Genomic DNA, 12,468 nt, shown 5'->3' on the forward strand with positions numbered 1-12,468 from the left:
GGGATGATACATATTAGTCATGTATAATATGTATTACTCCTTATTTTTTCTGAATTTTTACGATTTAGGACTTGATAATAAATAAAACAACTTTATTATACGAAACATTACCCATCAAAAGGAATATTACCTAAAGTTGATAATTCCTCTGTTCGAGTATATTACGAAAATATTGGAAGTGATTTACAAAAAAATGTTGAGTTCCAAGTAAATATAAAATACTGTATAGATATTTTTGAAATCATTTGAAATGATGAACAGCACACAACTATTCAAGCGTTGGAACGGGAAAAAGACACAAGCCGTATAGTGGATACCATCGAAATAGGGATTAAACCATGTGGAGGGTTCCTGTGGTCAGCTTTAATCTCAATTAAAACCATGAGAACCGTCCATGAGGGGATTAATCCACTTTTAATGATTTCTTTATCAGTAAATATTGTTCAATCTCTTTCAGGAGTTGAAATAACTGTGCTCTCGCCTCGAATTCATCCCTTGATGTCGGGAGAGGTTCTTCCTTAAATTGATTATGCAATTCACCCAAGCGATGTAAATAATGTTGTGCCGTGTTTCCTGGGTGAATGGCTTCACCTAATTCTTCTAGAAAATCTGCTACCATATATCGTTGTGTGACAAGCAGGTCAATGGATGTCACCATCGGCAGGATCCGTTCAATAATCTCAAATTGTTTTTCACGCGTTTTGAAATAATGGTAATAATAATCTTGTGTTCGTAAAAAATGGTTTTGGACATCCCGAAACGCTAAGCTTTTGGCTTCTTCCAGCAAGCGTTCCGTTTCAATAATCTCTTCTCCAACCCAACGGCTTTCGTTGGTCCGAAGGTAGGAGACCATTTCTTTAAAAATTGATCGGAAATTTTCTTCAATCTCCACTTGATATTGTTTCAATTTAACGTCAAGGCTCGGCATGTATAAATTGACAAGAAGAGCAACTCCAATTCCAATCGCAATAAGAGCGATCTCGTTGAATACATTTCCTAGCGTTATGTTTTTGTCTGTGTAAAGATGAAGAATAATAACCGAACTAGTTACGATCCCTTCACTTACTTTAATGCGGACGGAAAGCGGAATAAAGACCAAAAGCAGCAATCCAATCACAACCGGATGGTAGGCAATCGTTTCAAAGAAGATAAACGAAAAGCAAATGGCCAGCATGCAGGCAATAAATCTGTCATAGGCAGCCTGCAGCGATCTTTTTTTGGAATTCTGCACACAAAGAATTGTTATGATTCCTGCGGAAGCAAAGTAATTCAAGCCGAAAAATTGAGCAATACTAATCGCTGCAGCGGCTCCAATAGCAGTCTTGACGGTTCGATAACCGATTTTTAATGAGAACATATCATACCTCTAATCATTCTGGATATTACATAGTATATATAATAATGCCGAAATCATCTAGATTGGGCAGTGCCGATTTACCTTTAGATTCGGTGGGGGGCTTTATCGCCTACAAAGTTCATGATGTTCAAATAGGGGAAACTGCCTTTGGACCAGGTTTTGTCATTGCAGCTGTCTTAGACTGGGCGGGAATTTGCCATAATGAAAGAGGATATTTGACAATTAATCGACTGTTTTTGATCCAGATATAAAGATAACACCTTTTACAGCTTGTGACGAGGCTTTCGGGGGATGTTTTGGTAAAATGAAGGATGAAATAAAGGTCACAAGAAAGGACACGGCACATGACATTTTTAGAAAAAATTAAACCCCACTTAATTAGCGATGATATTTTAATTCAAGAAACTGTTCTTCATGCACTGCATGATTATCCTAACGTTCCTGAAGAATGGACAGTAGCGTTATTGAAGGAAGCTTTTAAAAATAAGGAGAAGCAATCTTCCATTTTGATTTATGTAGAAAAACAAACCATCAATGAAGAAGCAGTCCAGATTTTACTTGAAAATTTACCTAAAATGGATCAGTCTGGGAATCATTTAGCGATAAATTTATTAGATCATTTGGAGCCGGAGCTTGCTCTAAAATATATGGAGCCATTGAAAAGATATATTAATGAGGATACATGGGCGTTATACAAGTTAATCCTGCATGGGAGCAAAGAAGTGATTTACGAAGAATATGCCAAAACGATCAATACCCTTGACCGAGCAGATTCTTTTCAACACGACTTATTCATAAAAGCAAAAAAACTAGCGAAATGTCTGGTGCAAAACAATTGGATTACACCTGAGGAAATTGCTTCTGTCATCGAGGATGAATTAAAGGAACAATGGTTTTCCTTTAGCGGCATCTTGTCAGTTTATATGATTGGATTATTAAAATTGTCTCAGTTTATCCCTGTGCTGGCAGATTTGTTAGTACGGGATGACGATATCTTATTAGAAGAGGCTGCTTTTGCGTTAATTGGTTTTCAAAATGATGATGTTGTAAAAGAGGTTGCACCTTATTTAAAGAAACCGGAATCGATTATTTTTGCCACTTCTGTTGTTGAAAATATTAAAACGGAACTCGCTGTAAAGGTGTTAAGAGAGGCATACAGGGCTGCAGAAGAATTAGGGGATCAAGATTTACTGATCGAGGCACTCTGTCATCAACTATCAAAAGCGGCATTGCCCGAAATCTCAACACATATGGAAAACGAGTATTTATCAGGCATGGTTGATATTGAACAGGTGGTCTATAGTTACTATTCCATACTTGAGGAGCAACACCCTGAATTAGAGGAATGGAAGCATGCAGCATTTGAAAGTGAAATGGATTACAGGAACGCGCAAGAGCAAACGAATTTGCTGCAAAGTTTACCTATTCGAAATGAAAATCAAGTTGGCCGGAATGACCCATGTCCTTGCGGCAGTGGTAAAAAGTATAAAAAATGCTGCGGAAAATGAAAAATTACCCAATCTTGAGTTAATGGCTCGAGTAGGCGCATTAATTAATACAGTAAATATAAATAGAAGAAATAACTCAGTACTTTGATTTGCTCTCCCTAAGGTAGACAGGTTGAAAAATAAAACTTGTTTATCTTAGGGAGAGCAGTTCAACAGTGAACTGAGTTATTTTTCCTATCATTGATACGCACTATATAGGTTTATATGTAGTTCCTAGTATTTTTCTATCTGTGTTGATCTACAAGAATCTGATTACCATCTGGGTCTTCAATTGTAAAAAATGCTGGTCCTTCAGTTGACTCATCTGCTTCAGCTAGCATTGTAATTCCTTTTTCTTTAAGTTGTTTTTGTAGTTCCCGAATGTCCGTAAACGATTCGAGATTCTCAGCATTTTCATTCCAGCCTGGATTAAAAGTTAAAATGTTCTTTTCAAACATCGATTGAAATAGCCCAATAATGCAATTTTCGTTCTTCATAATAAGCCAATTTTGGGTAATATCACCTCCAAAGACTTGAAATCCAAGTTTTTCATAAAATGATTTTGATAGTTGAATGTCTTTTACATTTAAACTTACAGAAAACGCACCAAGTTTCATATTTTTTATCTCCTTTTCATAAAAATTCAGATAGTTGTCTTTATGGGGTATTTAACATTAGATAAGTTTAGTATAAATGAGTACTTTGAATTAAACAATATTTACCAGGAGGGGATAGGTCGGAAGCAAATGGAACGAGTTTTATGATCTGGTTCTTTTCATGCAAAATCAACGTTTAGGGGTTGTTTCTCAAGGATTGATGCAAACGAGTAATATTTTCCACGTATACTGAGGAAAAGCCCAATCCCTGATAGCATAGAAGACAAAAAAGATGATGTTCTCGCAGCTAATTATTTCAGGCTGTAATATCGATGGGGCAAACTTTGAACAAACATCACTAAAAGGAATAGATATTAGTACCTCAACATTTAATACGCTTAATGTGTCAATGGATGAATTAAAAGGCTGCAAGATCTCATCCTATCAAGCGATTCAATTTGCGGTGTTAATGGGTCGTAAAGGAATAGGAAATTTTGGTACCTGTATACTAATTTGGTTAACCATAGCGTATTGCAAGCAGGCACTATTCAAGGTGAGCTTCATTGACCGAAAAGGAAAAAAGTGAAATCATTTGGGAATTGAAAATTCGTTTAGTAAAAATCGATTAACTATTTCCAATTTTCATTAGTAATGACACCACATATGAATTACCAATTAACCGAAGATATAGATAATCAATCTAGAAAAAAACTAATTTTAAAATAAAAAATTGGGAGCCATTCAAGAAAGTGATCTTGAATGGCTCCCAATTCTTTTATTCAGCATGAATTTTTTGAACGCGTCCTATCTTTCCATCCGTTAGCCTGACTTTGATTCCATGAGGATGGGTGCTTGATTTGGTAAGAATATCTTTAACAATGCCTCGTGTGAGCTTTCCCGTTTTTTGATCGGCTTTTAATACAATATCAACCATCAGCCCTGGTATTACATCTTTTCGATTTTGGCCATCCATTAGACACCCATTTTTCTGCGGGTATTGCTTGGTTTTTTGGTTTGCTGGCTTTTCATTTTTTTAGTTGAAAGATCGGCATTTGTATTCCCTTTACCACCCGAATTCTGGTTCTTTTTGTTCGCAAGCTGCTGCTTCATGGCCTCTTGCAGGCTGATTTTTTTTGGTTCTCTTACTTGATTACACTCAGTCAAAGGAATTCCCTCCATTAATTACATATTAGTTAACCAAGTATAATCTATTTTCGGGTATTTGGGAAAGGCGATTCTATTTATAACTATTCCTATACGGTCTGGGGATTATTGCATTGACGCACCTGTTCAAAATCTCTTTACTAATTAACTAATTGGTGGGGGACTGACCCTTTTTCCCAAAGCGTTAGCGCAACGAGGGACAGGAACCGATTTTACTTTTCGAACTATTATATCCAACTGTAAAAAAAACACCTTGCGACGATTGAAGGGTTTTACATATGTAATGAGAATATATAACTATAAAATATATTTTTGGAGGTATTAATTGTGGGTAAAAAATCACTGCTTTCTTCCTATTTAAAAAAGCAGGAATGTAATCATATTAATCAAAAATTCCATCAAATTGATACAATCATTTTAGACAATTTACCAAAATCAGCCTCAAAACACAGAGAATTCTAAGCTAAAGGCGGTCATAACCATGTAAGTGCTTAGATGGATATAGATTTCCTAACAAGGAAAGGAAGGATTGGAGTGGCAGTAATGTTTATAGTGTTTTTTCTACTGGGAATGTTTTTCTTCTTATTTCCAAAATATTTGCAATTTAAAGGGACAAATTATCAAAAAGCGAGCGGTAATACATTTTTAAGGACATTATTTAATACTGGAAATTATGGTGAATACTTGACCTTTTCAAAGCTGGAAAAGCTGCCAGGGCATTACCGGCTTATGACGAATTTATATTTGCCCAAAAAAGATGGTTCCACGACGGAAGTAGATTTAATCATGCTTCACGAAACAGGTTTGTATGTATTTGAATCGAAGAACTTTAGCGGTTGGATATTTGGCGATGAAAAAAATAAACACTGGATGCAAACATTTCCAAATAAACGGAAAGAGAAGTTTTTTAATCCAATCTGGCAAAATAAAGCTCATATTAATGCTCTAAAAACTGTATTGGGGACAGAATATGATAGATTTTTTAAATCCTATATCATTTTTAGTGAGAGGTGTACCTTAAAGAAGATAAACGTTACTTCTTCCAATGAGAAAGTAATGAAAAGAAATAATTTAATAACCACGATCAAGAAAGAAATCAGTAATAGTGAGAAATTGCTGACACGTCAAGATATGGATCAATTGTTTTTCAAATTAAACAAATATACTCATGCCGATTCTTCAGTTAAAGATGCACATGTTAGGCAGATTCAACTGAAGAAATAGACAGGTTACCTAGAGGGAAAGTGACAGTTAGAGGATAAACATTTCTTTGATTATTGGAAGGAGGATAATTAATGGAACAACTTATTTTTTCTGAAAATTTCACACCAAAACAGGCCATTACTGAAGTAATAAAAAACAATAAAAGGCAAAAATACAATCCGCAGCGTTTTATTAATATGATGGATGCAAAAGATAATGTGCAATTAATTTCAAAGATAGAGGGATTAATTGTTTCATCTGAGGAAAAGGCTTTAGGAACGTTATTAAGCCAAATATTTGAGAAGAAATACATATTAACGATTGAGGACTTTGTTTTATTATTTGGTGAAACATGGGATATGAGTCCCAATGCAATCCAAACTGCACAAGACCGGGTCAAGTTATTTGACGAATGTGCTAGGGGACAGAGGTTCGATATGAAAATAGTCTAGAATAGAAGAAAATTATCTATGGTTTAAAAACCAACAAAGAAAATACAGAAAAGTAAGGGTTCTAGTTTAAATAAGAGAGGCTAATAGAAATGATGGATTTTATTAATGAATTAAAGTCATATTATTCTGATCAAGCAGTATTTAATCCATGGAGGGATTATTCCAAACAACTAGACATTGGACCTGATGCACCAAAGATTAGGACAAACCATCTTCAACGCTTTTTGGAACCCAGGATATCCGATGCTCGCTATATTTTTGTTGCTGAAGCATTAGGATTTCAAGGTGGCCACTTTTCTGGAATTCCGATGACCTCAGAAAGAATAGTTATAGGAAATCACTCAGAAGTTGACTATCATTATGTTTTTAAGGGAAAGGCAGGAAGTAGGACTAGCAATCCTATTACACATTATCCAGGGTTTAAAAAATCATGGGGAAAAGAGGGGATAAGCGAACAGACAGCAACAATTGTTTGGAAAACCATCCTTGAGAATCACATAGATCCATACGAGATTATTTTGTGGAATATTTTCCCTTTTCATCCGTATAGGGATGAAAGAGGATTACTGAGTAATCGACCTCCTAAATCCAAGGAGTTGGAATTAGGAGTATATTTTTTTAATAGACTTTTAAATCATTGTCCGAAAAATATTAAAGTAATTTGTATTGGGAAGCATTCGAAAAAAACGCTAGACCAGCACGGAATAAAGAATCTTCATATTACTCATCCTGCCAACGGTAGAGCTCCCGCATTTAAAGAAGGATGCAGAAAAATATTTTCAATTAATGACAGATTATTTAAATAACAAAATTGTTTTTGGGGGCACATCTGGGTGACCAGAGTGACGGTTCCTCTTGTTTTTTCCTTTGCGTAAAAACTATGAGAATCCTCCTCATGGAATTTCTAGTTAGTAACGGCAAAATAGTAAACTTTCTAATAAGTGAGGCATTATGGAGCGAGGTTACAAATACGAAACATTCACAAATGTTGTTTTTTCAATGTTTGTGAGTGTTTTTTTGTTTGGGGAAAAGAGTACATCATACTATATTTTTTTACTAATCAGGAGTGTGAGGGTACCAAGTATTTACATTGCCATTAAATATTCACATATTTATGAAAACCACATATCCTTTTTCCCTCTTTATCCATATATCTTCTATGAAGTGAATTTTTTGTAGAAGAAAGGAATTGGGTGAGGATGGCAAAGTACAGAATGGTCCGTACTGATTTTTGGAAGAATCCGGTTGTTTCAGAGGAGATGACCCCGGAGGATAAGTATTTTTACCTCTATCTGCTTACGAATCCACAAACGACTCAAATAGGAATCTATCGACTTACGAAAAAACAGATGGCTTTTGATTTGGGTTATTCGATTGAGAGTGTTCATTCGTTATTGGACCGATTCATCCTGCATCACAAGGTGATTCGTTACAATCCTGAAACAAGAGAACTCGCGATTAAAAACTGGGGGAAATATAACCTGAATGCAGGTGGGAAACCGGTGATGGATTGTATTGTTTCCGAACTAAAAGAGGTCGAAGATCATTCGCTTATTCAATATGTTTCTGAATCCATTCAAAAACAGGAAATTCGTAGCCTCTATCAATCTTTTTGCGAACAAGAAGAGCTGTGTTTCGACAAAGAAGGTAAAGATCAAGATGAAAATGATACATATAAAACCGAATGTGAAGAATTGGACGATACGTTACCGCCTCGTCATACGATAGGTGGACAAAAAGAAAAACAAAAAGAAAATGAAAAACAAAAACAACAACAAAAAGGTTTTCATCCAAATCGTGAGAGCCATCCAGAGATAGAGAATCCATTACTCGGTCATCAAAAATCAAAAGAGGTTAAAGAAATTGTTGAGTTTTGGGATACTAATGGATTTGGTTTTACGAACGTGAATGCGAAACAGCAGCTGTTAACTTGGTTAGATGATACTAGATTTGTACAGCCCAAAGAATTGATTTTAAAAGCGATGAATATTGCGTGTGCGAATAACAAGAGAAAGCTGAACTATATTATCGGGATTCTGAAGAACTGGGAAAACGAATCTTTACTGACCGTTGAAGAAATTGATTCCTATCAGGAGAACCAAAAGCCTGTACGAAAGAATAGGCAATCAACTGCTGGAAGAGATATTCCCAGAAGGTTTGAACTCGACCTTACGCGAGGTGAAGAGTGATGAGTATGGTTGAAAGAGCGTTCTTAGGAAGCTTAATGAAGGCGGAGTACTTACTCAAGGATACTGTGGTTCAACCTGAACAGCTAGAAAGTACACGGCATAAAGAAATAATGCGAAGAATGGTTAAGTTAAATCGAGCTGGTAAGAATGTTGATTTGATCACATTGACTACCTTACCTGACCTCGAATCATTAGGGGGAATGTCTTACCTTTCGGAGCTATTATCGTATGCGGATCTTGAGAAATTTAACGGAACAGAGAAGCTCATTCTTGAACTGTGGAAGGAGCGGGAAAAGAGAAACATCTTAACGGTTGCAGCCATGAATGATTGGGAGATTGCAAAAGTCATTGCCGAGTTGGATAAGATTAACCAAATGAAGATGGAGGATCACACGTCCTTACAACAAGCGTTATCCAATATTTATGAGGCACCCTGGGAAGATCAACTAACGTTGAAGAGTGTCACAACGGGTATCAAAAAGCTCGATGAAGTGACAGGAGGCTTTCAAGGCGGGGAAGTGACGATTCTAGCGGCAAGACCATCGATGGGAAAAACCGATGTGATGCTTCATTTTGCAAAAATGTCGGGTTGGGCTGGATATTTGCCCCTTGTATTTTCCTTAGAAATGCCTGAAAAGCTGATAACCTCTCGATTAATTGCTTCGACAGGAGGCTTTAACCGGGCAAAAATGCGGGATCCAAAAAGAATGTTAAGTCAAAGTCAAAAGAATAAATGGGCCGATGTGATCGGTGATCTCAATGAAACCGATATGCAAATATTCGACGGGGCTGGACAAACGATTTCCGAAATGAGAGCGAAAACAAGAAAGTTAATGAGTCAATTTCCACGCAAGAAACCGATCCTATTTATTGATTACTTAACCCTGATCCACTCAAGTCAATTCTACGGAGGGAATTCCCATTTACAAGTAACGGAAATATCCAAATCCCTCAAAACGATGGCGAAGGATTTTGATTGCCCTGTCATTTGTTTGGCACAGCTCAATCGATCGGTAGAATCAAGAGCCAATAAACGGCCGATGATGTCTGATATTCGGGAATCGGGCAGTGTTGAACAGGATGCTGATGTGATTTTGTTTCTGTACCGGGAAGCGTACTATGACAAGGACACCGAGGATCGTTCCCTTGAAATCATTGTCTCGAAAAACCGAAATGGTCCCGTTGGAACCATCTCAGTGAAGTACAACGAGCATACAGGAACAATTGAGGATCAAAAAGAACAGAGTCTTATCCTTGAATAACCTTCCATTCGCCCAATAAGAACGAAGCTAACGGATGATAAAAAATCGAATAATGAGGTGCAATCACATGATTGTGGAAGAACTTTACCAGGATAGTTTAATCTATGAAGAGTCTTCATTGGCCAATTATCTCTACCATTTACTAGCGGTGCGGAAAATTTCATTAGATGACAATATTTCCAAAATAGACTTTGATCAAGCGGATCATCAGAAAGTAGAGGAATTGATTCAAAACAATGTATTAGGTATTCATAAGATTGGCATCTACTCACTGAAAATGAACCAGAAGGATTTTATCTTTATCTATGCTGGCAGCGAGCAAGAGGCAATCCAATACTATAGCAAAACATTCCATCAAACCCCATTGAACTGTCACGAATATTCGCTAGATTTCCAGCTTTATAGAGGCAAAGAGGTGATTTCGTTTCGTGACATGAGGAAGGAATTTGTGAGGTTTCCAGCTTTAGCGGGATGTTTTAAAAAGGTGAGGTAAGAGAGAAGGGACAATGTAGGAAAGAGATATTGAATTATTCGATCTGACAGGGGTGCGCGGAATGAACGGGCTTGAACCATTTAATCAAGAAGCAGAAGAGGCATTGGTTGGCGCATTCTTTTTAGATGAAGAATTGGTGAAAGAGTGCACGATTCGTCCTGAACAGCTATATTCTTGGAAACTAAGGCTTATTTATTCAGCTATCCGTAGCTTGGATGAAAAAGGAAAGCCGGTCGATGTCATTACAGTTGTTGAGGAACTCGGTATTCAAAACGTTAAATTGTTGGGCGGCATTAGCTATATTACCCAATTAGCAGGGAGTGTGCCCACAACAGCTAACTTTCATTTTTATGAAAAATTAGTCAGGGAATATGCCCAAAAACGAATGGCGATTCAGATTGCCGGAAAAATCATGGAGCAGGCACAAGAGTCAGAATCAGTAAGACCTTAAGTGAGGGGATTCACGAATTAATGTCCGTGGAGGAGGATCAAGCAGATGAGGACAACGGTGACATATTTTCATTTTGATTTATTATACAAAGACAATGTGTTAATGCAAGTAAGCTATGGAATTCCTAAATTACCAAAACCAAAAGTAAATAAAGAAAAGTTTTTTGATGACGTTGCAAGGAAGTTTGATGTAAAACTTAAATCGATAGAACATCTTTGGTCATTAATAAAAGTAGCTATTCAACAAAAACACGGTACAATGATAGTAATTTCTGGAGAAGCAGAAAAAGAAGCTTTAAGACTTGCAAATCAGTCAACATTAATTAAGCCACAAAAAGTAGATAAAGACTTAATGGCGGTAATAACAAGCATAGATGGGGCAGTGTTAATAGATAGAGAATCAGTTTGTTATTCAATAGGAGTAATTCTTGACGGAGTTGCTTCCGAAAATGGAGATCCTTCACGTGGAGCCAGATTTAATTCAGCAATTCGATACATAGATTATATAGAAAAAGAATTTAAACATAAGGTACTTATTGTCATTGTATCAGAAGACGGGTATGTTGATATTATTCCAAATTTAAAGCCTAGAATAGAAAAAAGTTTACTATTACATCAGATAGGGGAACTAAAAGAATTATCAGAGTTGAATTTATCTGATAGGGATAATAACTTTAGAAGAGATTTTTATCATTTAATGAATTGGTTTGAGGTACACGAATTTTATTTATCTCAAATACAATGTGATGAAATTAATAATTTAAGGGTGGAAATACAGAACTCTCTAGATGGTATTCATATTATATTTAATACTTTAAAAGCGAATGATCTAATGGATGAATCTTATTTTATTTAGATATAAAAAAACAAATTGTATACTTAATGCTGATTTATTTATCTAATCCAATTTTGTACAGGTATTTACCTTTTGTGTAAATGATGTAAATATATATATTAGTCTCGGGCCTAATTTAAAAGAATACGATGTGCATTGGCTAATAATGTGGAATAAAAAGTAAGAGTAATAAGATACAGTATTTATGAATTTTATAAATCTATATTATTTTACACATCAGGTATTTAAAACTTAGTAATATCAATACTTTAAGACCTATCTCGACCCCGACCACCGGTATCTAATTCAAGGTTTGAATCCTGGATACCAAAGACTTTCAACAGTTCTTGTTGGAGGTCTTTTTTATTTTCTTCAAAAGACTGAAATTTACTAAAATTGTATGCTTCGAATCTTATGGCTGGGGGAGGTTTGATGTCAAGAAGAGGGCAGCTTTCTGATAAAGAATAACAATTATTATTAAATTTAAAGAACAACCGTGTGAACACCTATCAAAACAGTATTAGTAGTAGAAAATTAATGTTGAAACTTGGTATTATTCAGCTATTTAAAAAGGCTTTTTGTAGTATTTGTCGAAAATATTATGAAGGTAGGTTTTATTTTTATAGTAGGGGATGATAAAGTGCCTGTATACAATAAATTGGTCCGTGATCGTATTCCAGAAATTATTAAAAGTACTGGGAGTCAATGCTCTTTTAAAATCTTAAATTATGAGGAATATATACACTCACTAAAACAAAAAGGTTTCGAAGAACTTAATGAATACATAAATAGTGAGACCAACGAGGAAGCAATCGAGGAACTTGCTGATTTGTTAGAAATCATTCATGCCTTAGCAGAATATCATGGCAGCTCTTTTGAAAAAGTTGAAGACATTCGGAAAAGTAAGTTGGGGAAGCGCGGCGGATTTAAGGAAAAGTTTTATCTTATTGAAGTTGAGTAGTATAAAGTCAGCGTAGCAG

16 protein-coding genes and 1 pseudogene are annotated in these 12,468 nt (G+C 35.8%); 13 read left to right on the forward strand and 4 right to left on the reverse strand.

Annotated features, from left to right (window positions below; all coding sequences use genetic code 11):
* Positions 1–403 precede the first annotated feature (403 nt).
* Positions 404–1,357, reverse strand: a complete 954-nt coding sequence (locus QNH20_RS12610) for an aromatic acid exporter family protein (protein WP_283923210.1) — start codon at positions 1,355–1,357, stop codon at positions 404–406.
* Between the two features lie 44 nt (positions 1,358–1,401).
* Between QNH20_RS12610 and QNH20_RS12615 the strand changes: the two genes are divergently transcribed.
* Positions 1,402–1,608 carry a hypothetical protein gene (locus QNH20_RS12615; protein ID WP_283923211.1) on the forward strand — a complete coding sequence of 69 codons (207 nt, stop codon included), beginning with the start codon at positions 1,402–1,404 and terminating at the stop codon, positions 1,606–1,608.
* Positions 1,609–1,701: 93 nt separating this feature from the next.
* The gene (locus QNH20_RS12620; protein WP_283923212.1) at positions 1,702–2,865 is read left to right on the forward strand and encodes an SEC-C metal-binding domain-containing protein; all 1,164 of its coding nucleotides are present in this window, start codon (positions 1,702–1,704) and stop codon (positions 2,863–2,865) included.
* A gap of 224 nt (positions 2,866–3,089) precedes the next feature.
* Here QNH20_RS12620 and QNH20_RS12625 read toward each other — a convergent pair whose 3' ends face one another.
* Complete coding sequence (locus QNH20_RS12625; protein ID WP_283923213.1) at positions 3,090–3,461, reverse strand: VOC family protein; 372 nt, start codon at positions 3,459–3,461, stop codon at positions 3,090–3,092.
* Between the two features lie 259 nt (positions 3,462–3,720).
* Between QNH20_RS12625 and QNH20_RS12630 the strand changes: the two are divergent.
* Positions 3,721–3,915 (forward strand): annotated as a pseudogene (locus QNH20_RS12630) (pentapeptide repeat-containing protein); the annotation flags it as partial.
* Positions 3,916–4,215: 300 nt separating this feature from the next.
* Here the strand turns inward: QNH20_RS12630 and QNH20_RS12635 are convergent.
* Both QNH20_RS12635 and QNH20_RS12640 read right to left on the reverse strand, forming a co-directional pair.
* The gene (locus QNH20_RS12635; protein WP_283923214.1) at positions 4,216–4,413 is read right to left on the reverse strand and encodes a YwbE family protein; all 198 of its coding nucleotides are present in this window, start codon (positions 4,411–4,413) and stop codon (positions 4,216–4,218) included.
* Complete coding sequence (locus tag QNH20_RS12640; RefSeq protein WP_283923215.1) at positions 4,413–4,604, reverse strand: hypothetical protein; 192 nt, start codon at positions 4,602–4,604, stop codon at positions 4,413–4,415. Before QNH20_RS12640 ends, QNH20_RS12635 begins: the two co-directional genes overlap by 1 nt.
* 327 nt (positions 4,605–4,931) lie before the next feature.
* On the opposite strand from QNH20_RS12640, the gene QNH20_RS12645 reads away from it, so the two are divergent.
* The 10 genes from QNH20_RS12645 (at position 4,932) to QNH20_RS12690 (ending at position 12,449) form a co-directional block, all read left to right on the forward strand.
* Positions 4,932–5,066, forward strand: coding sequence for a hypothetical protein (locus tag QNH20_RS12645; protein ID WP_283923216.1), 135 nt, complete (start codon positions 4,932–4,934; stop codon positions 5,064–5,066).
* Positions 5,067–5,147: 81 nt separating this feature from the next.
* Positions 5,148–5,828, forward strand: a complete 681-nt coding sequence (locus tag QNH20_RS12650) for a nuclease-related domain-containing protein (protein ID WP_283923217.1) — start codon at positions 5,148–5,150, stop codon at positions 5,826–5,828.
* Between the two features lie 71 nt (positions 5,829–5,899).
* The gene (locus QNH20_RS12655; protein ID WP_283923218.1) at positions 5,900–6,259 is read left to right on the forward strand and encodes a hypothetical protein; all 360 of its coding nucleotides are present in this window, start codon (positions 5,900–5,902) and stop codon (positions 6,257–6,259) included.
* Positions 6,260–6,348: 89 nt separating this feature from the next.
* Positions 6,349–7,065, forward strand: coding sequence for a uracil-DNA glycosylase (locus tag QNH20_RS12660; RefSeq protein ID WP_283923219.1), 717 nt, complete (start codon positions 6,349–6,351; stop codon positions 7,063–7,065).
* A gap of 393 nt (positions 7,066–7,458) precedes the next feature.
* On the forward strand, positions 7,459–8,448 hold the full coding sequence (locus QNH20_RS12665) for a DnaD domain-containing protein (RefSeq protein WP_283923220.1): 990 nt from the start codon (positions 7,459–7,461) through the stop codon (positions 8,446–8,448).
* Entirely contained in the window at positions 8,448–9,710 is a 1,263-nt protein-coding gene (locus QNH20_RS12670) for a replicative DNA helicase (RefSeq protein ID WP_283923221.1), read from the forward strand. The genes QNH20_RS12665 and QNH20_RS12670 overlap by 1 nt, the downstream gene beginning before the upstream one ends.
* 67 nt (positions 9,711–9,777) lie before the next feature.
* A complete protein-coding gene (locus QNH20_RS12675) occupies positions 9,778–10,203 on the forward strand; it encodes a hypothetical protein (protein ID WP_283923222.1) in 426 nt (141 codons plus the stop codon).
* A 61-nt stretch (positions 10,204–10,264) separates the two neighbouring features.
* On the forward strand, positions 10,265–10,654 hold the full coding sequence (locus QNH20_RS12680) for a DnaB-like helicase N-terminal domain-containing protein (RefSeq protein WP_283923223.1): 390 nt from the start codon (positions 10,265–10,267) through the stop codon (positions 10,652–10,654).
* A 45-nt stretch (positions 10,655–10,699) separates the two neighbouring features.
* The gene (locus tag QNH20_RS12685) at positions 10,700–11,509 is read left to right on the forward strand and encodes a DNA integrity scanning protein DisA nucleotide-binding domain protein (protein ID WP_283923224.1); all 810 of its coding nucleotides are present in this window, start codon (positions 10,700–10,702) and stop codon (positions 11,507–11,509) included.
* Between the two features lie 619 nt (positions 11,510–12,128).
* Complete coding sequence (locus QNH20_RS12690; RefSeq protein WP_283923225.1) at positions 12,129–12,449, forward strand: nucleoside triphosphate pyrophosphohydrolase; 321 nt, start codon at positions 12,129–12,131, stop codon at positions 12,447–12,449.
* Positions 12,450–12,468: the final 19 nt, after the last annotated feature.

This window comes from Neobacillus sp. WH10, assembly GCF_030123405.1.
In the GTDB taxonomy this organism is placed as follows: Bacteria; Bacillota; Bacilli; order Bacillales; family Cytobacillaceae; genus Neobacillus.

Bases quoted from the DNA above. Each gene is read 5' to 3' on its own strand.
- QNH20_RS12670 (WP_283923221.1), top strand. From the start codon at position 8,448: ATGAGTATGGTTGAAAGAGCGTTCTTAGGAAGCTTAATGAAGGCGGAG.
- QNH20_RS12655 (WP_283923218.1), top strand. From the start codon at position 5,900: ATGGAACAACTTATTTTTTCTGAAAATTTCACACCAAAACAGGCCATT.
- QNH20_RS12675 (WP_283923222.1), top strand. From the start codon at position 9,778: ATGATTGTGGAAGAACTTTACCAGGATAGTTTAATCTATGAAGAGTCT.
- QNH20_RS12650 (WP_283923217.1), top strand. From the start codon at position 5,148: ATGTTTATAGTGTTTTTTCTACTGGGAATGTTTTTCTTCTTATTTCCA.
- QNH20_RS12680 (WP_283923223.1), top strand. From the start codon at position 10,265: ATGAACGGGCTTGAACCATTTAATCAAGAAGCAGAAGAGGCATTGGTT.
- QNH20_RS12625 (WP_283923213.1), bottom strand. From the start codon at position 3,461: ATGAAACTTGGTGCGTTTTCTGTAAGTTTAAATGTAAAAGACATTCAA.
- QNH20_RS12635 (WP_283923214.1), bottom strand. From the start codon at position 4,413: ATGGATGGCCAAAATCGAAAAGATGTAATACCAGGGCTGATGGTTGAT.
- QNH20_RS12615 (WP_283923211.1), top strand. From the start codon at position 1,402: ATGCCGAAATCATCTAGATTGGGCAGTGCCGATTTACCTTTAGATTCG.
- QNH20_RS12610 (WP_283923210.1), bottom strand. From the start codon at position 1,357: ATGTTCTCATTAAAAATCGGTTATCGAACCGTCAAGACTGCTATTGGA.
- QNH20_RS12660 (WP_283923219.1), top strand. From the start codon at position 6,349: ATGATGGATTTTATTAATGAATTAAAGTCATATTATTCTGATCAAGCA.
- QNH20_RS12665 (WP_283923220.1), top strand. From the start codon at position 7,459: ATGGCAAAGTACAGAATGGTCCGTACTGATTTTTGGAAGAATCCGGTT.
- QNH20_RS12620 (WP_283923212.1), top strand. From the start codon at position 1,702: ATGACATTTTTAGAAAAAATTAAACCCCACTTAATTAGCGATGATATT.
- QNH20_RS12685 (WP_283923224.1), top strand. From the start codon at position 10,700: ATGAGGACAACGGTGACATATTTTCATTTTGATTTATTATACAAAGAC.